17 protein-coding genes and 3 tRNA genes are annotated in these 20,933 nt (G+C 64.7%); 9 read left to right on the top strand and 11 right to left on the bottom strand.

Annotated elements, in window-relative coordinates; translation table 11 throughout:
- Nucleotides 1–4: 4 nt before the first annotated feature.
- The 5 genes from infB to scpB form a co-directional block, all read right to left on the bottom strand.
- Nucleotides 5–3,061 (bottom strand): translation initiation factor IF-2, encoded by a 3,057-nt coding sequence (gene infB, locus CLM73_RS07695; RefSeq protein ID WP_105237969.1) that lies wholly within the window; start codon nt 3,059–3,061, stop codon nt 5–7.
- A 97-nt stretch (nt 3,062–3,158) separates the two neighbouring features.
- Nucleotides 3,159–4,637, bottom strand: a complete 1,479-nt coding sequence (gene nusA / locus CLM73_RS07690) for a transcription termination factor NusA (RefSeq protein ID WP_056567508.1) — start codon at nt 4,635–4,637, stop codon at nt 3,159–3,161.
- Complete coding sequence (gene rimP / locus CLM73_RS07685; protein ID WP_105237968.1) at nt 4,634–5,134, bottom strand: ribosome maturation factor RimP; 501 nt, start codon at nt 5,132–5,134, stop codon at nt 4,634–4,636. Before rimP ends, nusA begins: the two co-directional genes overlap by 4 nt.
- A gap of 529 nt (nt 5,135–5,663) precedes the next feature.
- Nucleotides 5,664–7,535, bottom strand: coding sequence for a 23S rRNA pseudouridine(2605) synthase RluB (gene rluB / locus CLM73_RS07680; RefSeq protein ID WP_199778266.1), 1,872 nt, complete (start codon nt 7,533–7,535; stop codon nt 5,664–5,666).
- A 35-nt stretch (nt 7,536–7,570) separates the two neighbouring features.
- Complete coding sequence (scpB, locus tag CLM73_RS07675; RefSeq protein ID WP_105237966.1) at nt 7,571–8,845, bottom strand: SMC-Scp complex subunit ScpB; 1,275 nt, start codon at nt 8,843–8,845, stop codon at nt 7,571–7,573.
- 62 nt (nt 8,846–8,907) lie between these two features.
- Here scpB and CLM73_RS07670 point away from each other — a divergent pair.
- Nucleotides 8,908–8,984 (top strand) — tRNA-Met (locus CLM73_RS07670).
- Nucleotides 8,985–9,601: 617 nt separating this feature from the next.
- Here the strand turns inward: CLM73_RS07670 and CLM73_RS07665 are convergent.
- From CLM73_RS07665 to CLM73_RS07655, 3 genes are all read right to left on the bottom strand, one after another.
- The gene (locus tag CLM73_RS07665) at nt 9,602–10,507 is read right to left on the bottom strand and encodes a LysR family transcriptional regulator (RefSeq protein WP_105241415.1); all 906 of its coding nucleotides are present in this window, start codon (nt 10,505–10,507) and stop codon (nt 9,602–9,604) included.
- A 101-nt stretch (nt 10,508–10,608) separates the two neighbouring features.
- Nucleotides 10,609–11,658, bottom strand: a complete 1,050-nt coding sequence (locus tag CLM73_RS07660) for a CobW family GTP-binding protein (protein WP_105237965.1) — start codon at nt 11,656–11,658, stop codon at nt 10,609–10,611.
- Between the two features lie 121 nt (nt 11,659–11,779).
- A tRNA-Asn gene (locus CLM73_RS07655) sits at nt 11,780–11,855 on the bottom strand.
- A gap of 214 nt (nt 11,856–12,069) precedes the next feature.
- Here CLM73_RS07655 and CLM73_RS07650 point away from each other — a divergent pair.
- The 4 genes from CLM73_RS07650 (at nt 12,070) to CLM73_RS07635 (ending at nt 15,792) form a co-directional block, all read left to right on the top strand.
- Nucleotides 12,070–12,145 (top strand) — tRNA-Thr (locus CLM73_RS07650).
- A gap of 134 nt (nt 12,146–12,279) precedes the next feature.
- Nucleotides 12,280–12,939, top strand: coding sequence for a response regulator (locus CLM73_RS07645; protein ID WP_056567519.1), 660 nt, complete (start codon nt 12,280–12,282; stop codon nt 12,937–12,939).
- On the top strand, nt 12,936–14,264 hold the full coding sequence (locus CLM73_RS07640; protein ID WP_105237964.1) for an ATP-binding protein: 1,329 nt from the start codon (nt 12,936–12,938) through the stop codon (nt 14,262–14,264). Before CLM73_RS07645 ends, CLM73_RS07640 begins: the two co-directional genes overlap by 4 nt.
- A gap of 82 nt (nt 14,265–14,346) precedes the next feature.
- Nucleotides 14,347–15,792 carry a DegQ family serine endoprotease gene (locus tag CLM73_RS07635; RefSeq protein WP_105237963.1) on the top strand — a complete coding sequence of 482 codons (1,446 nt, stop codon included), beginning with the start codon at nt 14,347–14,349 and terminating at the stop codon, nt 15,790–15,792.
- A gap of 27 nt (nt 15,793–15,819) precedes the next feature.
- On the opposite strand, the gene maiA is transcribed toward CLM73_RS07635, so the two are convergent.
- The 3 genes from maiA to CLM73_RS07620 are packed head-to-tail and all read right to left on the bottom strand — an operon-like array spanning nt 15,820 to nt 17,967.
- Entirely contained in the window at nt 15,820–16,464 is a 645-nt protein-coding gene (maiA, locus tag CLM73_RS07630) for a maleylacetoacetate isomerase (protein ID WP_105237962.1), read from the bottom strand.
- 49 nt (nt 16,465–16,513) lie between these two features.
- On the bottom strand, nt 16,514–17,491 hold the full coding sequence (ispH, locus tag CLM73_RS07625) for a 4-hydroxy-3-methylbut-2-enyl diphosphate reductase (protein ID WP_105237961.1): 978 nt from the start codon (nt 17,489–17,491) through the stop codon (nt 16,514–16,516).
- On the bottom strand, nt 17,491–17,967 hold the full coding sequence (locus CLM73_RS07620; protein WP_105237960.1) for an FKBP-type peptidyl-prolyl cis-trans isomerase: 477 nt from the start codon (nt 17,965–17,967) through the stop codon (nt 17,491–17,493). Before CLM73_RS07620 ends, ispH begins: the two co-directional genes overlap by 1 nt.
- A gap of 50 nt (nt 17,968–18,017) precedes the next feature.
- On the opposite strand from CLM73_RS07620, the gene radC reads away from it, so the two are divergent.
- From radC to CLM73_RS07600, 4 genes are all read left to right on the top strand, one after another.
- Complete coding sequence (gene radC, locus CLM73_RS07615; protein ID WP_105237959.1) at nt 18,018–18,695, top strand: RadC family protein; 678 nt, start codon at nt 18,018–18,020, stop codon at nt 18,693–18,695.
- Between the two features lie 92 nt (nt 18,696–18,787).
- Complete coding sequence (gene kynB / locus CLM73_RS07610) at nt 18,788–19,414, top strand: arylformamidase (protein ID WP_105237958.1); 627 nt, start codon at nt 18,788–18,790, stop codon at nt 19,412–19,414.
- A 144-nt stretch (nt 19,415–19,558) separates the two neighbouring features.
- Nucleotides 19,559–20,407, top strand: coding sequence for a tryptophan 2,3-dioxygenase (gene kynA, locus CLM73_RS07605; protein WP_056567541.1), 849 nt, complete (start codon nt 19,559–19,561; stop codon nt 20,405–20,407).
- A 223-nt stretch (nt 20,408–20,630) separates the two neighbouring features.
- The gene (locus CLM73_RS07600) at nt 20,631–20,897 is read left to right on the top strand and encodes a type B 50S ribosomal protein L31 (RefSeq protein WP_006218255.1); all 267 of its coding nucleotides are present in this window, start codon (nt 20,631–20,633) and stop codon (nt 20,895–20,897) included.
- Nucleotides 20,898–20,933: the final 36 nt, after the last annotated feature.

The following is a 20,933-nucleotide window of genomic DNA, read 5'->3' as shown; positions in this document are numbered from 1 at the left end:
TGCTTTACAGCGTGCGCGCAATTTCCTTGATTTCAAAGACTTCCAGCTGGTCGCCCACCTGAATGTCATTGTTGCCGCGCAGCGTCAGACCGCAATCGAAGCCCGACTTGACTTCCTTGACGTCGTCCTTGAAGCGGCGCAGCGACTCGAGGTGCCCCGTCCAGTGAACAACGTTGTTGCGCAGCAGGCGGACCTGGGAATCGCGGCGCACGATGCCATCCAGCACCATACAACCGGCGATGTTGCCGAGGCGGGAGATGCTGTACACCTCGCGGATCTCGACCAGGCCGATGATTTCTTCCTTCTTCTCGGGGGCCAGCATGCCCGACATGGCTGCCTTAACCTCATCCACGGCGTCGTAGATGATGTTGTAGTAGCGCACATCGATGCCGTTGTTCTCGGCAAGCTTCTTGGCGCTGGCGTCGGCGCGCACGTTGAAGCCGATGACGACGGCGTGCGAGGCGATGGCCAGGTTGATGTCGGTTTCCGAGATGCCGCCGACCGCAGCGTGCACGACCTGCACACGCACTTCGTCGGTGGACAGCTTGACCAGCGATTGCACCAGCGCTTCCTGCGAACCCTGCACGTCGGTCTTGACGATGAGGGTGAGGGTCTGGGTGCCTTCGCCGAGGTTGTCGAACATCGATTCGAGCTTGGCGGCCTGCTGACGGGCCAGCTTGACGTCGCGGAACTTGCCTTGACGGAACAGCGCGATTTCGCGCGCCTTGCGTTCGTCGGACAGTGCCATCAGCTCGTCGCCGGCGGCCGGCACTTCGGTCAGGCCCTGGATCTCAACGGGGATCGAGGGACCGGCCGTCTGGATCGGCTTGCCGTTTTCGTCGAGCATGGCGCGCACACGGCCAAAGCTTGCGCCGGCCAGCACGACGTCGCCGCGCTTGAGGGTGCCGCTTTGCACGAGGATCGTCGCGACCGGGCCGCGGCCCTTGTCCAGACGGGCTTCGATGACCAGACCCTTGGCGGGTGCGTCTTCCGGCGCCTTCAGTTCCAGCACTTCGGCTTGCAGCAGCACGTTTTCGAGCAGGTCGTCGATGCCCTCGCCGGTCTTGGCGGACACACCCACGAACGGCACGTCGCCGCCGTATTCTTCCGGCACGACTTGTTCGGCAACCAGTTCCTGCTTGACGCGTTCCGGGTTGGCGGAGGGCTTGTCGATCTTGGTCACGGCCACGACGATCGGCACGCCTGCGGCCTTGGCATGGTGGATGGCTTCACGCGTCTGCGGCATCACGCCGTCGTCGGCGGCGACCACCAGAATCACGATGTCGGTCGCCTTGGCGCCGCGGGCACGCATGGCGGTAAACGCCTCGTGGCCCGGGGTGTCAAGGAAGGTCACCATGCCGCGCTCGGTGCGCACGTGGTAGGCGCCGATATGCTGCGTAATGCCGCCGGCTTCACCCGCGGCAACCTTGGCGCGGCGGATGTAGTCCAGCAGCGAGGTCTTGCCGTGGTCGACGTGGCCCATGACGGTCACGACCGGCGCGCGCGGCAGTTGCTCGGCTTCGGATTGCGTGGCGGTGTCGTCCAGGAAGGCTTCCGGGTCGTCCAGCTTGGCGGCGATTGCCACGTGGCCCAGTTCCTCGACCACGATCATGGCCGTTTCCTGGTCCAGCACCTGGTTGATGGTGACCATCTGGCCCAGCTTCATCAATTGCTTGATGACTTCGGCGGCCTTGACGGACATCTTGTGGGCCAGGTCGGCCACGCTGATGGTTTCCGGCACGTGGACTTCACGTGCGATGAATTCCTGCGGCGCCGGCTCGTTGCGGCGGTCGTTCTGCTGGTTGCGGCCACCACGGCCGCCCGACTTGCCACCGCCCTTGCCACCCGCACGCCAGCCATCGCGGCTGGCCGGGGCTGCCGGCTTGTCGGCGGGCTTCTTGCGCGACGAATCATCGGACCAGGTCGAAGCAACTTCGGCGGTCTTGATGGTCTTCTTGGCGCCAGGCGCGGCGGGCTTGGCGTCCTTCTTGGCCGCGGGTGCGGCGCCGGGCTTGCCGGCAGGCTTGTGCAGCGTGCCGGAGATCGGCGCGGCGGCAGGCGCCTCGGGCTCGGGCGCGCGCAGCACCTTGCGGGGACGGTTCAGCATTTCGCGCAGCGCGGCGGCCTCGGCCTCGGCGGCGCGGCGAGCTTCGTCGCGGCCTGCGGTCGTGGCGGAAGCGGCCAGCGGCGGCGCGGCACGGCGGTTGTCGACGCGACCACCCACTCTGGGCGCAGCGGCGGGCGCGGCGGCAGCGGGCTTCACGGATTCGGATTTCGCGGCAGGCTGCGCCTGGGCGACAGGCGCGGCGGCCTGGGAGGAAGATGTTTCGGACTTATTGGCTAGCACAGCAGGTTCCGGCTTGGCTTCTTCAGCCAGGGGCTCGGTAGTTTCAGTCTTGATTTCGGGCTTGGCCTCTTCGGCCACGGGCTCGGCAGGAGCAGGCGCCGGCGTCGGTTCGGGTTCAGGCTGGGCCTGGACTTCAGGCGCTTTGGCCTCGACGGGGGCGGGCGCTTCGGCCGCGACGGGTTCGGTTGCCGCGGGCGCTTCGACCGTGGCGGGGGCTTCGGCAGCGGCGGGCTCCTGCTGCGGCGCTTCGGCCTGGGCGGGAGCTTCGGCCTCTACAGGCGCCGTTTCGCGTGCTTCTGCAGCAACAGGCGCCGCATCAGCTGCGGGGGCAGCCGGTGCGGAAACCTGCGGAGCGGCTTGCTCCGCAACTTCTTCTTCGGGACGGGCCGAAGCAGCCTGTTCCAGAGCGAGTTCGGACGGGTCGCGCTTGACGAAGACGCGCTTCTTGCGCACTTCGACCTGGATCGTGCGCGAACGCCCGGTAGCGTCGGCTTGCCGGATCTCGGAAGTCTGGCGGCGCGTCAGCGTGATCTTCTTGCCTTCGGTTGCGCCGTGTGCGCGACGCAGCGATTCGAGCAATTTCGCCTTGTCGCTGTCGGTGACGGAATCGTCAACCGATTTGAGGTCAACGCCAGCCGAACGCAGCTGATCCAGCAGCACGTTGGCAGGCATTTTCAGCTCGGTAGCGAACTGGGCGACGGTATTACTCGACATTAGGCTCTCTCTTCCCTATAGGCAGCTATTACAAACAACGTGAACTTGCGGTGGATGAAGCGGCAGCATCGCCCACCGCAGACCCGTGTCCTTTTGGTTATTCTTCGTCGAACCAATGGGCGCGGGCACGCATGATGAGATCGCTGGCTTCTTCTTCGGTCAGACCGGCGATTTCCGCCAGTTCGTCCGTTGCCAATTCGGCCAGATCATCACGCGTATGCACTTGACGCTCGGCCAGCTTGGCGGCCAGTTCCGGCGTCATGCCTTCGAGTTCAAGCAAATCCTGTGCGGTTTCAAGGCGCTCTTCCTGGGCGATTGCCTCGGTCAGCAGCGCATTGCGGGCACGGGCGCGCAACTCGTTGATGGTGTCTTCGTCAAACGCCTCGATTTCCAGCAGTTCCTGCATGGGAACGTAGGCGATTTCCTCGATACCGGTAAATCCTTCGTCGATCAGGATGTCAGCGACTTCCTCGTCGACGTCCAGCTTGCTCATGAACGTGGTGCGCAGACCCGAACGCTCGACTTCCTGGCGATTCAGGCTTTCTTCCGGCGTCATGATGTTGATCTGCCAGCCGGTCAGTTCCGACGCCAGGCGCACGTTCTGGCCCTTGGCGCCGATGGCCTTCGGCAGGTTTTCCTCGTCGACCACGACGTCCATCGCATGCTTGTCTTCATCGACAACGATGGACTCGACGTTGGCCGGCGCCAGCGCGCCGATGACGAACTGCGCGGGGTCTTCGGACCACAGCACGATGTCGACCTGCTCGCCGCCGAGTTCGTTGCGCACGGCGGTCACGCGCGAACCGCGCATGCCCACACACGTCCCGATGGGATCGATACGCTTATCGTATGCCACCACGGCGATCTTGGCACGCACGCCGGCATCGCGGGCGGCAGCCTTGATCTCGAGCAGACCCTGCTCGATCTCGGGCACTTCGTTCTCAAATAGCTGGCGGATGAACTCGGGCGACGTGCGCGACAGGATCACCTGCTGGCCTCGCGCGGCGTGGTCAACACGCAACACGAAAGCGCGAACACGATCGGCAACCCGCAGGTTTTCCTTGGGGATCATCTCGGAGCGCGGCAGGCGCGCTTCGATCTTGCCGGTTTCGACGATGGCGTCGCCCTTGTCCATGCGCTTGATCGTTCCGGACACGATGGTTTCACCACGGTCCAGGAAGTCGTTCAGCACCTGTTCACGCTCGGCGTCGCGGATCTTTTGCAGGATGGCCTGCTTGGCCGCCTGGGCGCCGATACGGCCGAACTCGATGGGTTCGAGGGGCTCTTCGATGAACTCGCCTTCCTTGATGCCGGGGACGATTTCCTCGGCGTCCGACAGCATTTCCTGCTTGTCGGGTTCTTGCAGACCGGCCTCATCGGGCACGACCAGCCAGCGGCGGAAGCCTTCGTGGTCTCCCGTTTCCCTATCGATGGAAACACGAATGTCCGCATCATCCTTGAAGCGCTTTTTCATGGCCGAGGCCAGCGCACTTTCGAGAGCGCCGAAAACGACGTCACGCGTGACGTTCTTTTCACGCGCCAAGGCATCGACCAACAGAAGAATTTCGCGACTCATCGCTTTTTGCCCTTGAAATCCAGAACGGGATCCAGTTTTGCACGCTCGATATCTTCGACCGTGAAATTCAACACCTGGACTTCGTTCTTTTTTGCCTCAAATTCGAGACCGAACACGGTCTTGTGCATTCCAGCAGCGTCGGAAGCTGCGGCCTCGTCTTCCGGCACGGTCAACGTGCCCGAGAAGACCTTGCGGCCGTCCAATGCCTCGCGCAGCTTGATTTCGATGCGCTCGCCTGCGAAACGGCGGAACTCCGCCTCGGTACGCAGCGGGCGATCAACGCCCGGCGAACCCACTTCGAGGCGCTTGTAGTCGACGTTCTCGACCTCAAAGACCCGCGACAATTGGCGGGACACCTGCTCGCAGTCTTCGATGCGCACACCGCCGACCCGATCGATCGTGACGCGCAAAAGGCCCAGGGCGGCACGCTCGACGTCGACAAGTTCAACGTCCATGCCGGCCAGAGCCTCTTCGGTCAATGCGAATAAATCAGCCATATACTCAAAAAAAATGGGCTGCACGCCCAGCCCACCGATATTGCACAGAGCCCAGCCGCTTCCCTACTACACGTAAGGAGCAATGCTGGGCAGTGCCCTCTATTGCGACCTAAATTTTGGCTTGCGCCGCCCTGATTTCCCGACCCGGTACCGGACCCGACTTTTGCCGGGTTTGGCTGGGCCGGGTTCCTCTGGATACCGTGGCGCCTGTGCGCCTTCCGCGGAAAGCGGCACGCGCCAAGGAGATTGCTGCAAACATCGCCCGGCAACACGCCAGCCAGCAACACGCCAGCACAAAGCCGTGCGCCCGATCGGCCCGAATACAGCCAACGAGCATGCAACCGACGAGCTTTTTGCGGTAAAGCGCACTTAAAGAAACCAGTGCTTCCGGCAAAAAGCCATGACGCGAAGCCATGAAAACCATTGATTTTACCAGATAAACGGGAAAATCGCCTGATTCGTCACGGGCTTACGTTTATATGGGACGGATGCGGGGCGGCGGCGCAGTCTGCGAGCCGCCCTGCCAGGATCAGCGACCCTGACGACCCCGGCCACCGCCCACGACACCCAGACGGGATTCGTGCGCCGAAGCACCGCGGGGCTGCCAATCGTCGCCACGCTGGGCGCCACCCTCGCCGCGGGGACTGCCGCTACGCGGCGTACGCGGCTTGCCACCGGCGCCGGGACCCTTGTTGCCACCGGTGCGCGGGCCTTCGGACTTGTTGCCGCCGCGGCCGCCAGCGGCCGGCTTGCCGCCACGACCCGGATTGCCGCTACGCGCACCTGCCGGTTTGGCGCCAGCGGACTTGCCGCCGCCCGGCTTGCCACCGGACTTGCCGCCAGGCCGGCGGCCCGTGCCTGCCGAGCCCTCGCCCACGCCGCCTGCAGCCGGGTTGCCAGCCATCGGATTGCCGGCCACCGGGCTGCTCGCCATCGGATTGCCTGCGCCGGCGTTCGCGGCGGCGCGGGGACCGCGTGCGTTGCCGCCCGCACGTCCACCCATCTTGCCGCCCGGCTTACCGCCCGGCTTGCCGCCGGACTTGCCGGCGCCAGCGGAGCGCGGACCCGGTTTGTTCTTGCGGTTGCCAAGGCCGGACTCGCCCGAGAGCGGGTGGCCGTTGGCATAGCCGCCGGCGATCATGAGGCCGGTGCCGAAAGGATCGGAAGGACACGCGGCAGCGTGCCCCGCGCTGCCCACGCCACCACCCTGCAACTTGCCGCGGCGGCCGATGCGGGCGCCGTTCATGCCGTTGCGGTCCAGCGTACCGAATCCGGGAGGCAACGCGCTGTCGTGCGATTGCGGCTGCTTGGAACGGCGGCGGTTGCCCGACGAATCGTCGTCTTCACGCAACAGTCCCAGCTGGACCATCAGCGCGGTAACCAGGGAAGCGTCCAATTCATCCCAGCGGCCACGGCGCAGGGTGCGCGGCAGCACCACATCGCCGAAGCGCGTGCGGATCAGGCGGCTGACCGTGACGCCGACCGCTTCGAACATGCGGCGGACTTCGCGGTTGCGGCCTTCCTGCAGCGTGACGCGATACCAGCGGTTGCTGCCGTCGCCACCCAGGTAGTCCAGCGCGCCAAATGCGGCAAGACCGTCTTCGAGTTCGATGCCGTCGACCAGCGACTGGCGCTGCGCCTCGTCCATTTCGCCCAGCACGCGAACGGCGTACTCGCGTTCCGTGCCATATCGGGGGTGCATGATCCGGTTGGCCATGTCGCCCGACGTCGTGAAGATGAGCAGGCCTTCGGTGTTCAGGTCAAGACGGCCCACCGAGAGCCACTTGCCGGTGCGCAGCTTGGGCAACCGGGCAAAGACGCTGGCGCGGCCACCGGGATCGTCGTGGCTGACGATCTCGCCGGCGGGCTTGTGATACAGGATCACGCGCGGCGGCTTTTTGGTGTTCGTGCGCATGATGGGTTTGCCATTGACGCGCACCTGATCGTTGGGACCCACGCGCTGGCCGATATGCGCGGGCTCGCCATTGACGGACACCCGGCCCGCCACGATCAATTCTTCCATTTCGCGGCGCGAACCGATCCCGGCGTCGGCCAGCACCTTGTGCAGCTTGGGCATGACCGCTTCGCTGTTCAGATACTTGCCCAGCCGCTGCTCCATGCGGTCAGCCGTATCCAGGTAGGACAGCGCCTGCTCGGCTTCCTGCTCGCCACCCTGGGAGTCCGCGGACTCGACCTGCGCAGCGGGCACGGCGGCCTGCCCTTCGGCGGCGGGGGCCTGCTCGGCGGCAGCGTCGCCGCGGCGGCGGCGGAACGGCGTCCTGAGCTTGCGTCCGCGGCTGCGGGCGCCGGCTTCGCCTTCGGCGGCCGGTTCGCGCGCGGCGGAGGATTCCGGCTGCGCGCCGGCAGCGGCGTCATCCGAACGGGGGGTGTCGTCCTGCATTGCTGTATTCGTTGTCACTGGGACAGCTCCGAATTTCAAACTTGGGTAGGCCTGCGGGGAGCAGGCTCGTCATCATCTGGGGACGCCGAATCCGGGTCAGACCTGGGCCGGTCGGGGTCCGCCTCTTCCGAGGTCGCGGAGGCGGCATCGGGTTCGGGCTGAACGGCCTCGTCAAGACCATGAACGGGCTCACGCCTGGCGTCGCCAGGGGCCACGGCATCGGTCTTGTCAGTCGGGTCAGTCGGTTCCGCGTGTTTTGCGTTCTCGACTCTTTCCTTTGCAGCACCGGCCTCGGAGGCGTCGGCGGCCATATCGGAAATGTCGTTGCCAGCTCTGTCGTCGGGAAGATCGGACGAGAGCGGCGTATTGGACAAGCCTTCGGCTTGCTCCCGGACGGTGGATTCGTCGGCGGGATCCGCGCCTTCTTCTGTGCGCGAAAGCTGGGATTCTACGCTATCGACGGCCGCTATGGGGGCATCGTCTTCCGAAACAGACAATTCCGCAACGGGGAAAATCTCGGAGGATCCGGAGTCAGCATTGGCGGAGGACGGATTCTCGCCATCTTGCGCGGGTTCTTGCGCGGGTTCTTGCGCTCCTTCTTGCGCTGCTTCTTGCGGCGCATCCGGGCCCGCCTGGAGTAGACCATCCTGCACGGAATCCGGCGTTTCCGCCCCCGCTTCCGCCGGCGCGGCATCCGGGCTGCCCTCACCTTCGGCCGGCTCCGGCGCCTCGCCCAACACCTGCTGCACTTCACCCAGATCCAAACCGGCAAGCGCGGCGGCTGCGTGCGCGGATTCGAGCGGCGGCAGCTCATCCAGCGCGCGCAGACCCAGATCATCCAGGAACTGGCGCGTGGTGCCGAACAGCGCGGGACGCCCCGGGGCGTCGCGATGGCCGATAACTTCGATCCAGCCGCGATCCTCAAGCGCCTTCACGATCTGCGACGAAACCGTCACACCCCGGATGTCTTCGATATCGCCGCGCGTCACGGGTTGGCGCCAGGCCACGATGGCCAGCGTTTCCATCACGGCGCGCGAATACTTGGGCGGTTTTTCGGGGCTCAGGCGCTCCAGGTAGCGCTGCATGCTGGGCCGGCTTTGAAAACGCCAGCCAGAGGCGAGTTGCACAAGCTCCAGCCCGCCGTCGGCCCAGTTGCCTTGCAAGGTCTCCAGAAGCCGGCGCACCGTGCCGCTGTCGAACTGTTCATCATCCCCGAACAGCTTTCGCATATCGGAAATCTGCATCGGCTGCACCGCGCACAGCAGCGCGGTTTCCAGCACGAGTATTGCCTCGCTATCGTTCATCGACATCCAAATTCAAAAAGGGCTAACTTGCGCTTGGTTGGAAATAAGGTTAATATTCTTTTCTCAGACGCGGGGTGGAGCAGTCTGGCAGCTCGTCGGGCTCATAACCCGAAGGTCGTAGGTTCAAATCCTGCCCCCGCAACCAATTTGATGAAGGCCTGGCATTCGCCGGGCCTTTTTCATTTGCGGCGCCGGATTGAAAATAAAAAAACGAGCGGCCGAATTCGCAGCCATCGGGGCGGCGGTCACGCGCAAACGACCAGGCCGCCGCATGAGCGGCGACGCAACAGTCAATGTTGGCTTGCGAAATTGTCACTGGCTTCCTGTTTTACCGCCGCGCCCTCGCCTCATGGCGCAGCCCTGCGCGAAACCGTCACGCTGGCGCCTGTAAGGCGGAATGCCTGCCGCGGCTGCGAGGCTGCGGCAAACGTCTGAGCAAATTCTGGAAAAGCTGGCGCCAGCAACGCTGACGCCTATCGCCAATATGGCCGCGGAACGCGCCGGAACCTCCGGCACCAAACCCTTTCCGCAAAATTGATAGCAAAAGACTAGAACCAACAGGCATCGGCCACTGCCGTGCGGCGGAAATGCCGCTGCCAGAAAGGCTCGCCCCCTTGCGCAAACCGAGCTGAGCCCTGGATTGCGCCGGCCTGCCACCAGACCGGAACGATTGTTAAGGTTTTTTTTGGGTCAAATGCCGGCAAATTATACCGCCATCCATTCAGCCCTCAAGCTGCGGCGCACCCGGCCTGGCCCGCCAATCTACCCTGCAGGCTTATCCCACGGCGCCGCCCCCAGCCGTTCGGCAAGATAATCCAGCATCGAACGCAAAATCAGCGGCATCTGGCGGCGCGAGGCGTAAACCCCGTAAATGCCGAGCTCCTGGGGTTTGCACTGCGGCAGAACGACCTGCAGCTTGCCCGAGGCGATGTATTCGGCGGCATAGTAAGTGGGCAACATCGCGATGCCCGCCCCTTCCACGGCGGCGCTGCACAACACCGACACTTCGTTGGCACTGATGCTGCCGCCCACGGGCACATCGACCGGCTCGCCGTCACGCTCGAAACGCCACAGGCTTTTGCCGAAATACGAATGGGTCAGGCAGTTGCGCAGCGACAGGTCTTCGATGCGCGCCGGCATGCCTTCGCGCGCCAGGTATTCCGGAGATGCGCAGACCACGGAGCGGCACACGGCCAGCTTGCGCGCAATCAGGTTGGGATCCAGATCGTTCGTGATGCGCACGGCAAGGTCGACGCGCTCTTCCACCAGATTGACCGCCCGCTCGACCAACATCAGGTCCACCGACGTGCCTGGATGCCGTTTGACGTAATCGGTGACGGCCGGCGCCAGATGGCGGGCGCCAAATGACATGCTGGTAGTGATGCGCAACAGGCCGCGCGGCGTGTCCTCGGGCGTGGCGACAGCGCTATGCAGATCGCCAACCATATCCAGCATCTGACGGCAGCGCGGCAAGGTTTCGGCGCCGGCCGGAGTCAGACTGAGGCGCCGCGTCGTGCGATGCAGCAGGCGCACGCCGACCCATTGCTCCATCTCGGCCAGGTATCGCGACACCATGGCGCGCGACATGTCCAGATGGACGGCGGCCGCCGACAGGCTGCCTCGATCGGCAACCTCGACGAACACCTGCATGGCTTTCAGTCGATCCATCATTGTCTCGGCAAGTGCATCAGACCGTACCGGTTATACCGTATTTCCGTGCAGCATCAGCAACGGAATATCGATCAATGAAACGGGGTCCTTCCGCGCGATCAGGCGGCCGGCCGGCCCAATGCCTGGCGCACGGCGGCAGCCACCTCCGGCACGGCCAGGCCACGAACGATGAACACCAGCCGCGAGGCGCGCACCTCGTCCGGCCAGCCGCTCAAGGACTGCAAGGGATACAACTCGCCATGCACCCCATGCACTTCACAAGGATGCGATTCGCCGTCGAAGCAGATGAGCCCCTTCATTCTGAGCAGGCCTTGCCCGTACCGCTCTTGAATGCGCGCGATGCCCGCCAGAAACGCCGGGCGGCTCAGAGGCGTTTCCAGCGTGAGCGAAAAACTGCTTACGTCCGCATGGCGGGTGGCGGCCTTCCGGGAGAACGCCCCAAGCCACTTTGCCGTGGCCACCCCATCGCGCCGGGCAAGAAGATCAGGCCCCTCGCGCAAGCCGGCGGCCAGCGGCGCATCCGGGCGCTGCGCGCAGCGCCGGGCGCCGGGATTGATGACCGCGATCGCCTGCTCGACATCACGCAGTTGCGCCGCATCGGCAAGATCGGACTTGCTGATCACAACCGTATCGGCAAGCGCAAGCTGCCGGGCCGCCTCAGGCTGAGCGTCCAGCTGGCCGACGCCGTGCGTCGCCGACACCACAACAATCGCGCCGCGATACGCGTAGCGCTCGGCCAGAAAACGTTCGTGCTTCAGGGTGAAGAGGATGGGCGCCGGATCCGCGAGACCGCTGGTCTCGATGATGACGCGGCGGAACGGTTTGATCTTGCGACCGACGGCCTGCATGAAGAGATCGCGCAAGGTGTCGACCACCGAACCGCTGACCACGCAGCACAGGCAACCGCCCTCGACCAACACAACCTTGTCCGGCGCCAGACGCACCAGATGATGGTCGACGCCGATATCGCCATATTCGTTGACGATGACCACCGCGTCGGCATACGCAGGCTCTTGCAGCAGGCGATTCAAGAGCGACGTCTTGCCGCTACCCAGAAAGCCCGAGATGACGGTGACGCCGACGCGCTTGTCTTGCACGGACTGGTTGCCCTGGCCGCTTTGGTCGCGGCCGCGGTTTTCGTCATTCATGCCGATCGCCTTCTTAGATCGCCTTCTTAGTCAATGCGCTTGGTGACTATATTGCTGACGCTACACGCCACCGCAAAAACCAAAAGGGCCACTCACTTGCGTGAGCGGCCCAAAATTCTTTTGGCTCCCCGAGCTGGGCTCGAACCAGCGACCTGCGGATTAACAGTCCGTCGCTCTACCGACTGAGCTATCGGGGATCTGCCAAGACCGAAATTATGAACTAAAAATTCAACGCATGCAAATCTCGTTTTTTTCTGAATTTTTTGCGCATGTTGTTGCCCATCGCGAAAAAACTCTGATATAGTTTCGGTCTTTCCAGATCGGGCCCTAAAAAAAGCAGCGAACTGGAAGAAAAAAGATGTTTTGCTTACCGCTTTCCGGCTTGGTCCAGAAACAAAAGCAAATGGTCTTGCCGGCATAGCTCAGTTGGTAGAGCAGCGCATTCGTAATGCGAAGGTCGTAGGTTCGACTCCTATTGCCGGCACCAGATTTCCAAAAAGCAGCCCTCTCGGGCTGCTTTTTTCATTTCCGCCCCAGCCCCACTCTGTCCGCGCCCCGGCCGGGAACTCGCGCCGATCGCCACGCGTCCAACCCCCTTGGACCATCCCAGCGGAAAAAGACATGCGCATTCTTCTCGTGGAAGACGACATGATGATCGGCGAAAGCGTATTGGACTGCCTGCGCGCGGAACACTACGCCGTCGATTGGGTTCGGGACGGCAGCGCGGCGGACTCTGCACTGCGCACCGATCCCTACGATCTTGTCCTGCTCGACCTGGGCCTGCCCAAACGGGATGGCCTGACCTTGCTGCGCGACATGCGCACGCGCAAGGACCGTACGCCGGTGCTCATCGCCACCGCGCGCGACGCGGTCAGCGACCGGATCGCCGGGCTGGATGCGGGCGCGGACGACTACATCGTCAAACCCTATGACGTGGACGAACTGCTGGCGCGCATGCGGGCCCTGATCCGCCGCAGCGCGGGCCGGGCCGAGCCCATCTTCGAACACGACGGCATCACCATCGACCCTCAGTCCCATGCCGCCATGGTGGACGGCGCGCCGGTGGCGTTGACCGCCCGCGAATGGGCGGTGCTCGAACCCCTGATCGCGCGTCCGGGCATGATCTTCTCGCGCGCCCAGCTCGAGGAAAAGCTCTATAGCTGGAAGGACAGCATCAGCAGCAATGCCGTTGAGGTTTATATTCATGGCCTGCGCAAGAAACTGGGTCCCAATTTGATCCAGAACGTCAGAGGCGTCGGCTATGTCATCCCCAAAACATGAGCATTCCGCTTAGCTATTCGCTGAGAGCCCGGCTGCTTTTCTTTCTGCTGGCCGCCATCGCGGTCGGCGCACTGGTGCAAGGCGCAATCGCCTACCGCAGCACGTTGGCGCAAGCCGACGACATCTTTGACTCGCTGCTGCAGCGCACCGCCCTGTCGCTGGGCACCGGCGACGGGCTGCTAAGTACCGGCCCCACCCACGCGCGGGGCGCCGGCTCCCCCGTTGCCGATGACCTCATCATCCAGATCTGGACGCCCGACGGTTTGCGCGTCTTCAATTCCCGCTCCCGCCTGCGCCTGCCCAGCCAGATCGTGCTGGGGTTTTCCGACGCCAAGCTGGAAGGCGAAACCTATCGCGTGTATTCGCTGGCCACGCCGTTCCAGGTGATCCAGGTGGCGCAGGACATGCGCGTGCGCAAGAACATGGCCAGCACGCTTGCGCTGCGCACCGTCGCGCCGATCGCGGCGGCCGCGCCGCTGCTGATGCTGATCATCTGGTGCGTCGTCAGCTGGTCGCTGCACCCGGTCAAGCGCGCACGCGCACAAGTGGCCGCGCGCCAGCCCGAAGACCTGTCGCCCGTCAGCGTGCGCGGGTTGCCCGATGAAATCCGCCCGTTGGTGCAAGAACTGAACCTGCTGCTCGAGCGCATGCGCGGCGCTTTTGCCCAGCAGAAGCAGTTCGTGGGTGACGCGGCGCATGAACTGCGCTCGCCGCTGGCCGCATTGCGCCTGCAGATGCAGGCGCTGCAGCGCGCGCCAGATTCCGGCGCCCGCCAGCTTGCCGAACAGCGCCTGGCCGCCGGCATCGATCGCGCCACGCGGCTGGTCGAGCAGCTATTGTCGATGGCGCGCCAGGAAGGCGCCCAGGAACAGACGCCGCTGGCGCCCGTGGACCTGGGGGACGTGCTGCGCCAGGCCCTGTCCGAAACGTTGCCCGAGGCGAACGCCAAATCCATCGACATCGCGCTGGACGGCGACGCCCGGGCGCAGGTGCAAGGCAATCGCGATGCGCTGGTGCTGCTGGTGCGCAATCTGCTGGACAACGCGATCAAGCACTCGCCTGCCGGTGGCCGCATCGGGATGCGTCTGGACCACGGCCCGGACCGGATGTCGCTGCTGATCGACGATGAGGGGCCGGGCATCCCGGTCCATGAGCGCGAACGCGTATTCGACCGTTTCTACCGCGCCGAAGGCAACACGACGCATGGCAGTGGACTGGGGCTGGCCATCGCGCGCACCATCGCTGACCGCCACGGCGCCACCATCACCCTTGAAGACACGCCCGCCGGCCAAGGCCTGCGCGCGCGCGTGGATTTTCCTGCTTGATGTGAATTCCTCCGCTTAAGTTTCACCTAAGCGTGCGGCTCGAAGATAGCGCCATGTTCCCAACATGATCGCAGGAGCCGACATGAAGACCACGCAAATCAAACCCTCGCGCCTCGTCCTGGCGCTGCTGGCTGCCGGCGCCATTGGCGGCGCAGGCGCAACCGCCTTGACCGGCAGCGTTTCGATGGCTGCCGAAGCCCCCGCTGCCACCGCCGCTTCCCAGCCGATCAGCGCATCGGTGCCGCCCAACTTCGCGCAGATCACTCGCGAGTCCGGCCCGGCGGTCGTCAACATCAGCGTCAGCGGCACGCGCAAGGTGTCCGCCGCCGAAAGCGACGACCCGCTCGCGCAGTTCTTTGGCCAGGTCCCCGGCGCACGCGGCCGCGCGCCGGCCCGTGAAGTGCCGATGCGCGGCGAAGGCTCGGGCTTCATCGTCAGTTCGGACGGCATCATCCTGACCAACGCGCACGTGGTCCAGGACGCCAAGGAAGTGACCGTGAAGATGACCGACCGCCGCGAATACAAGGCCAAGGTTCTGGGCGCCGACCCGCAGACCGACGTTGCCGTCATCAAGATCGAGGCGAAGAATCTGCCGGTCATCAAGGTGGGCGACGTGAACAAGCTGCAAGTTGGCGAATGGGTGCTGGCCATCGGCTCGCCCTACGGCCTGGAGAACACCGCCACCGCCGGCATCGTCAGCGCCAAGGGCCGTTCGCTGCCGGACGACACCTCGGTGCCGTTCATCCAGACCGACGTGGCCGTGAACCCCGGCAACTCGGGCGGCCCGCTGTTCAACGACCGCGGCGAAGTGGTGGGCATCAACTCGCAGATCTACAGCCGCACCGGCGGTTTCCAGGGCCTGTCGTTCTCGATCCCCATTGACCTGGCCTACAAGATCAAGGACCAGATCCTTGAGCACGGCAAGGTGCAGCATGCGCGTCTGGGCGTGACGGTGCAGGAAGTGAATCAGGACCTGGCTGACTCGTTCAAGCTGGATACGCCGTCGGGCGCGCTGGTGTCGAGCGTCGAAAAGGGTAGCGCCGCTGAAAAGGCCGGCTTGCAGCCGGGCGACGTGGTGCGCAAGATCGACGGCAAGACCATCGTGTCTTCCGGCGACCTGGCGTCGACGATCACCATGGCCGCCCCCGGCGAGAAGATCAAGCTGGACGTGTGGCGCAATGGCGGTCAGAAGGAAATGGTCGCGACGCTGGGTGGCGTGCCCAAGGACAAGTCGCAGGCGTCGGCGGACGGCCAGGAAGTGCAGCGCGGCCAGCTTGGCCTGGCGCTGCGCCCCCTGAACCCGCAGGAGCAGCAGGAGTCGGGTGCGGAAGGCCTGCTCATCGAGCGTTCGGCCGGCCCCGCCGCCAAGGCTGGCATTCAGCCCGGCGACGTGCTGCTGTCGCTCAATGGGGTGCCGGTGCACAACGTCGGCCAGGTGAAGGCCGAGTTGTCCAAGGCGGGCAAGACCGTGGCCTTGCTGGTGCAGCGCGGCGAAGACAAGATCTTCGTGCCGGTGCAGATCGGCTGATCAGCCGGGTCTGATCAGCCCCGGCTATCACTCCGCGTCGGGCTGCTTGCCCGGCGCGGCCGCCTCAAATGCCGGCAATGCGCGGCACGCCGCATCTATGCGCAGCACATTGGGCATGGCCGACAGGTCACACTCGAAGCGCTGCGCATTCGCCACTTGCGGCACCAGGCACAGGTCCGCAATGGTGGGCGTGTCGCCATGGCAGAACTGGCCCGTGGCGCGGGAGCCTGCCAGTTGGGCTTCCAACGCTTCAAGGCCCTGATGCACCCAGTGCTTGTACCAGGCGGTCTTGGCGGCTTCATCCACGCCCAGCGTGTGCTTCAGATACTTCAGCACGCGCAGGTTGTTCAGCGGATGCGTGTCGCAGGCAATGCCCAGCGCCAGATCGCGCACACGGGCGCGGCCGATGGCGTCCGCCGGCAGCAGCGGCGTTTCGGGATGCGTTTCTTCCAGGTATTCGATGATGGCCAATGACTGGCCGATGACCGCATCGCCATCCACCAGCGCGGGCACCAGCGCCGTCGGGTTCACCTTGCGGTAGTCGGCCGAAAGCTGCTGGCCGCCATCCTTCAGAAGATGCACCGGCACGTATTCGTACGGCAGGCCCTTCAGGTTCAGGGCGATGCGCACGCGGTACGCGGCCGAGCTGCGGAAGTAGCTGTAAAGCTGCATGTAGTCTCCTCGGTATTCTTATGGCGCCGCCCGCGTGGGCGGCGCTTGTTCATTCCAGCGATTCGGTCTTGGCCGCCTTGCGCGACAAGCCCTTGGGCAACGGGAACGCCACGTTCTCTTCCAGGCCAGGCATCTTGCGCACCGAGACGGCGCCCAGTTCCTTGACGCGCGCAATCACCTGCTGCACCAGCACTTCCGGCGCCGAAGCGCCTGCGGTCACGCCGATGCGCTTGCGGTCCACGAGCCACGCCGGATCGATGGAGTCCGCGCCGTCGATGAGATACGACGCGACGCCCTTGCGCTCGGCCACTTCGCGCAGGCGATTGGAATTCGAGCTGTTCGGGCTGCCCACGACCAGCACCAGATCGCATTCCGGCGCCAGGATCTTGACTGCATCCTGCCGGTTCTGCGTGGCATAGCAGATGTCGCTTTTCTTGGGCTCGGCGATGCTGGGAAAGCGTGCCTTGAGCGCCTGCGACACGGCGGCCGCGTCATCGACCGACAGCGTGGTCTGCGTGACGTAGGCCAGGTTTTCCGGATCGGTGACCTCAAGGCCGGCCACGTCTTCGACGGTTTCGACCAGGTACATGCCGCCCTGCGCCTGGCCCAGGGTGCCTTCGACCTCGGGATGCCCCTTGTGGCCGATCATGATGATCTCGCGGCCGGCCGCGCGCATGCGCGCGACCTCGATGTGGACCTTGGTGACCAGCGGGCAGGTGGCGTCGAAGACCTGCAGGCCGCGCGATTCCGCTTCGGCGCGCACGGCCTTGGAGACGCCATGCGCCGAGAACACCACGATGGCGCCCGCGGGCGCATCGTCGAGCTCGTCGATGAAGATGGCGCCCTTGGCGCGCAGGTCTTCGACGACGTAGCGGTTGTGGACGATCTCGTGGCGCACATAGATGGGTGCGCCGTGCAGTTCGATGGCCCGCTCGACGATATCGATGGCGCGATCCACGCCTGCGCAGAAGCCGCGCGGCTGCGCCAGCAGGACTTCGGCGCCGGAGGCGGTGACAGCCTGGCTCATCAAAGGACTCCCAGCAGCGCCACGTCCACTTTCAGGCTGATGCCTGCCAGCGGGTGGTTGAAATCGAACAGCGCGGAGTCGTCGTTGATTTCCTTGAGGACGCCCGAATAGCGGCCGCCGTTGGGCGCGGTGAATTCGACCAGGTCGCCAGGTTCGAACGTGGCGTCCTCGCCGGCATGTTGCGCCAGCATGGCGCGCGTCACGCGCTGGATCAGTTCGGGGTTGCGGTCGCCATAGGCGTCGGCCGGTTCGATGGTGACGCTGAACTTGTCGCCTTCGGCGCGGCCGACCAACGCGGCCTCAAGCCCGGGCGCCCACTGCCCGCCGCCCATCTGCAGCGTGCCGGGACGGCCGTCGAAGGTGTCGGTGAACACGGAACCCGCCCCCGGGCCCGAGGCCAGCGTGATGCGGTAATGCAGCGTCAGGTAGGAATCCGGACGGACCAAAACGTTCACTTCATTAGAGGCGATGCTCACGATCTGCCACCGTATGGGTATTTGAGTAAACCCTGATTTTAGAGCCTCTTATGAAATTGTCCGTCCGGTTGCCAAAACAAGACCGTCCCCGAGAGCGTCTGCTACGTCACGGGGCCGCATCCATCCAGGACGCGGAGCTGCTTGCCGTCGCCCTGCGCACGGGTATTCCGGGCCTGAATGTCGTGGATCTGTGCCGCCAGTTGCTGGCACGGTTTGGCGGGCTGCGCGGGTTGCTCAGCACCTCGCCGCAGGACCTGATGGCCATCGCCGGCTTGGGGTCGTCCAAGGCCTGCACCCTGGCGGCCCTGCTGGAACTGGCCCGGCGGGCGCTCGAAGAAGACCTGGTCCGGGACGCCTCGATGCACCACCCGGCCCGAGTGAAACAATATTGCAAGGCGGCGCTCGGCCATCTGCAGGTGGAGCACTGCATCGCCCTCTTCCTGGATGCGCAACTGCGCCTGATCGCCACGGGCGAACTGGCGCGGGGCACGCTCTCGCAGGCGGCGGTCTATCCCCGGGAGGTCGTGCGCGAAGCCCTGCGCCACCATGCGGCAGCGCTCATCGTGGCCCACAACCATCCGTCCGGCGTGGCGTCGCCCAGCGCCGCCGACCGCACCTTCACCCGGCACCTGAAGGAAGCCCTGGCGCTGGTGGACGTCAGGCTGGTGGACCATCTGATCGTCGCGGGCGGGTCGGCGGTGTCACTGGCTGAACTGGGCTGCCTCTGACCGCAGCAAGCGCCGGAATTCCGTTAGACTACCGCCCAATATTGTTTTAGGCTTAACCTAATTCCGGCCCTCGCGACCTTTCCTTGCCTGCCATGAAACGCCTGTGGGACATTTCCCCGCCCGTCTCGACGGCATCGCCCGTCTTTCCGGGCGACACGCCGTACCGCCAGCAATGGAAATGGACGCTCACGCCCGGCTGTCCGGTCAATGTCAGCGAAATCACGATGTCGCCGCACATCGGCGCGCATGCCGACGCCCCGCTTCATTATCAAAACGGGGCCGCAGCCATCGGCGCGGTCTCGCTTGAACCCTTTCTGGGCCCCTGCCGCGTCATCCATGCGATCGACTGCGGCGAGCTCATCACGATCGACCACCTTGCCCATGCGGCGCACAACCTGCCGCCCCGCGTGCTGGTGCGCACCGCCAAGCACGCTGCCCAGGACTGGTGGACGGACGACTTCTCCGCCTACGCGCCCCAAACCATCGAATGGCTGGCCGAACGCGGCGTCATGCTGATCGGTCTGGACACCGCCAGCATCGACCCCGCATCCAGCAAGACCCTGGACAGCCACCATACGATCTTGCGGCACGACATGCGGGTACTGGAGAATCTGGTGCTCGACGACGTGCCGGAAGGCGATTACGAGTTGATCGCCTTGCCGTTGGCGCTGATCCAGGCCGATGCCAGCCCGGTCCGCGCGGTCCTGCGCGAACTGTAGGCTGATTTGCCGGCCCGGGAGCGGCTGCTCAAAAGCCGCCGCCCCGCTTGGAGAATCGACCATGCAATCCCTATTCGCGCCCCACTGGCGCGCCTTGCCCGCATCCGCCCGCCGCGCCGCCCCGCCCTGCCCCGGAGGCCGCGCATGAGCCAGAACGAACGCCCCGAAGACATCGTCCATCAGGAAAAGGCGCAGCTCGATTTCGCGCGCGACATGACCTACGGCGATTACCTGCATCTTGACGAACTGCTTGGCGCCCAGCATCCGATGTCGCCCGAGCACAACGAGATGCTGTTCATCATTCAACACCAGACCAGCGAACTGTGGATGAAGCTGATGCTGCACGAGCTGCGGGCCGCGATCGCCAGCGTGGCCGAGGACCGCCTGCAACCGGCCTTCAAGATGCTGGCGCGCGTCAGCAAGATCATGGAGCAGCTCGTCCACGCCTGGGACGTGCTGGCGACCATGACGCCGCCCGAATACTCCGCGCTGCGGCCCTACCTGGCGCGCTCGAGCGGATTCCAGAGCTACCAGTACCGCCAGGTCGAGTTCCTGCTCGGCAACAAGAACGCGGCCATGCTCAAGCCGCACTCGCACCGCGCGGACCTGCTGGCCCAGGTGCAGAGCGCCTACGAGGCTCCGTCGCTGTACGACGAGGCGCTGCGGCTGCTGGCGCGCAACGGCCTGGATATCCCGGCCGATCACCTGGAACGCGACTGGACCCAGCCATATCAGGCGTCGGCGGCGGTTGAAGCCGCCTGGCTGACGGTTTACCGTGACACGGACCGCTACTGGGCGCTCTACCAGCTTGGTGAAAAGCTGACCGACCTGGAAGATGCCTTCCGGTTGTGGCGCTTCCGCCACGTTACGACGGTCGAACGGGTCATCGGCTTCAAGCGCGGCACGGGCGGCACGTCGGGGGTGGACTACCTGCGGCGCATGCTGGAAGTGGTGCTGTTTCCGGAAATCTGGAAGCTGCGCACGGATCTCTGACGTCCGCCCCGCCATCAAACCCGGGCTGCATGGCGGTCTGGGCGCTCATTTTCGGGTGGCCGCCAGCAGGTTCGCGTGCTAGAATTCGGGGTTACTTTTTGGATACGTGGCTAGCGCCTGTCGCGCCAATAGGTTTGGTAGCAAACCCCCGGGCAGGCCTCAGGCAGCTGTAGCTGGCGACCCTAACTCTTGAAAAAGACTCGACCGAGTCTAGGAAAGCACCATGAAAGAAGGCATTCACCCCGAATACCGCGAAGTCGTCTTCGCCGACCTGCAAACGGGCAACAAGTTCATCACCCGTTCGACCGTCCACACGCGCGAAACCGTCGAAATCGACGGCAAGACGTACCCGCTCTTCAAGTGCGACGTGACCTCCGAATCGCACCCGTTCTACACTGGCGCCCAGACCCGCATCGTCGAAACTGGCCGCGTGGAAAAGTTCCGCGCCCGCTTCGCCCGTACGGCCGGCACGGTCAAGTCCGCTTCCTGATCCTGTTGCTCCTGCGGGAGTCACAGCAAAAAGGCA

Source organism: Achromobacter spanius (genome assembly GCF_002966795.1).
In the GTDB taxonomy this organism is placed as follows: Bacteria; Pseudomonadota; Gammaproteobacteria; order Burkholderiales; family Burkholderiaceae_B; genus Achromobacter; species Achromobacter spanius_D.
This window is presented reverse-complemented; position numbering and strand designations above follow the sequence as displayed.

What these genes read in the sequence shown, in the direction of transcription:
- infB (WP_105237969.1), bottom strand. Translation starts at nt 3,061, where the DNA reads ATGTCGAGTAATACCGTCGCCCAGTTCGCTACCGAGCTGAAAATGCCT.
- nusA (WP_056567508.1), bottom strand. Translation starts at nt 4,637, where the DNA reads ATGAGTCGCGAAATTCTTCTGTTGGTCGATGCCTTGGCGCGTGAAAAG.
- rimP (WP_105237968.1), bottom strand. Translation starts at nt 5,134, where the DNA reads ATGGCTGATTTATTCGCATTGACCGAAGAGGCTCTGGCCGGCATGGAC.
- rluB (WP_199778266.1), bottom strand. Translation starts at nt 7,535, where the DNA reads ATGCAGGACGACACCCCCCGTTCGGATGACGCCGCTGCCGGCGCGCAG.
- scpB (WP_105237966.1), bottom strand. Translation starts at nt 8,845, where the DNA reads ATGTCGATGAACGATAGCGAGGCAATACTCGTGCTGGAAACCGCGCTG.
- CLM73_RS07665 (WP_105241415.1), bottom strand. Translation starts at nt 10,507, where the DNA reads ATGGATCGACTGAAAGCCATGCAGGTGTTCGTCGAGGTTGCCGATCGA.
- CLM73_RS07660 (WP_105237965.1), bottom strand. Translation starts at nt 11,658, where the DNA reads ATGAATGACGAAAACCGCGGCCGCGACCAAAGCGGCCAGGGCAACCAG.
- CLM73_RS07645 (WP_056567519.1), top strand. Translation starts at nt 12,280, where the DNA reads ATGCGCATTCTTCTCGTGGAAGACGACATGATGATCGGCGAAAGCGTA.
- CLM73_RS07640 (WP_105237964.1), top strand. Translation starts at nt 12,936, where the DNA reads ATGAGCATTCCGCTTAGCTATTCGCTGAGAGCCCGGCTGCTTTTCTTT.
- CLM73_RS07635 (WP_105237963.1), top strand. Translation starts at nt 14,347, where the DNA reads ATGAAGACCACGCAAATCAAACCCTCGCGCCTCGTCCTGGCGCTGCTG.
- maiA (WP_105237962.1), bottom strand. Translation starts at nt 16,464, where the DNA reads ATGCAGCTTTACAGCTACTTCCGCAGCTCGGCCGCGTACCGCGTGCGC.
- ispH (WP_105237961.1), bottom strand. Translation starts at nt 17,491, where the DNA reads ATGAGCCAGGCTGTCACCGCCTCCGGCGCCGAAGTCCTGCTGGCGCAG.
- radC (WP_105237959.1), top strand. Translation starts at nt 18,018, where the DNA reads ATGAAATTGTCCGTCCGGTTGCCAAAACAAGACCGTCCCCGAGAGCGT.
- kynB (WP_105237958.1), top strand. Translation starts at nt 18,788, where the DNA reads ATGAAACGCCTGTGGGACATTTCCCCGCCCGTCTCGACGGCATCGCCC.
- kynA (WP_056567541.1), top strand. Translation starts at nt 19,559, where the DNA reads ATGAGCCAGAACGAACGCCCCGAAGACATCGTCCATCAGGAAAAGGCG.
- CLM73_RS07600 (WP_006218255.1), top strand. Translation starts at nt 20,631, where the DNA reads ATGAAAGAAGGCATTCACCCCGAATACCGCGAAGTCGTCTTCGCCGAC.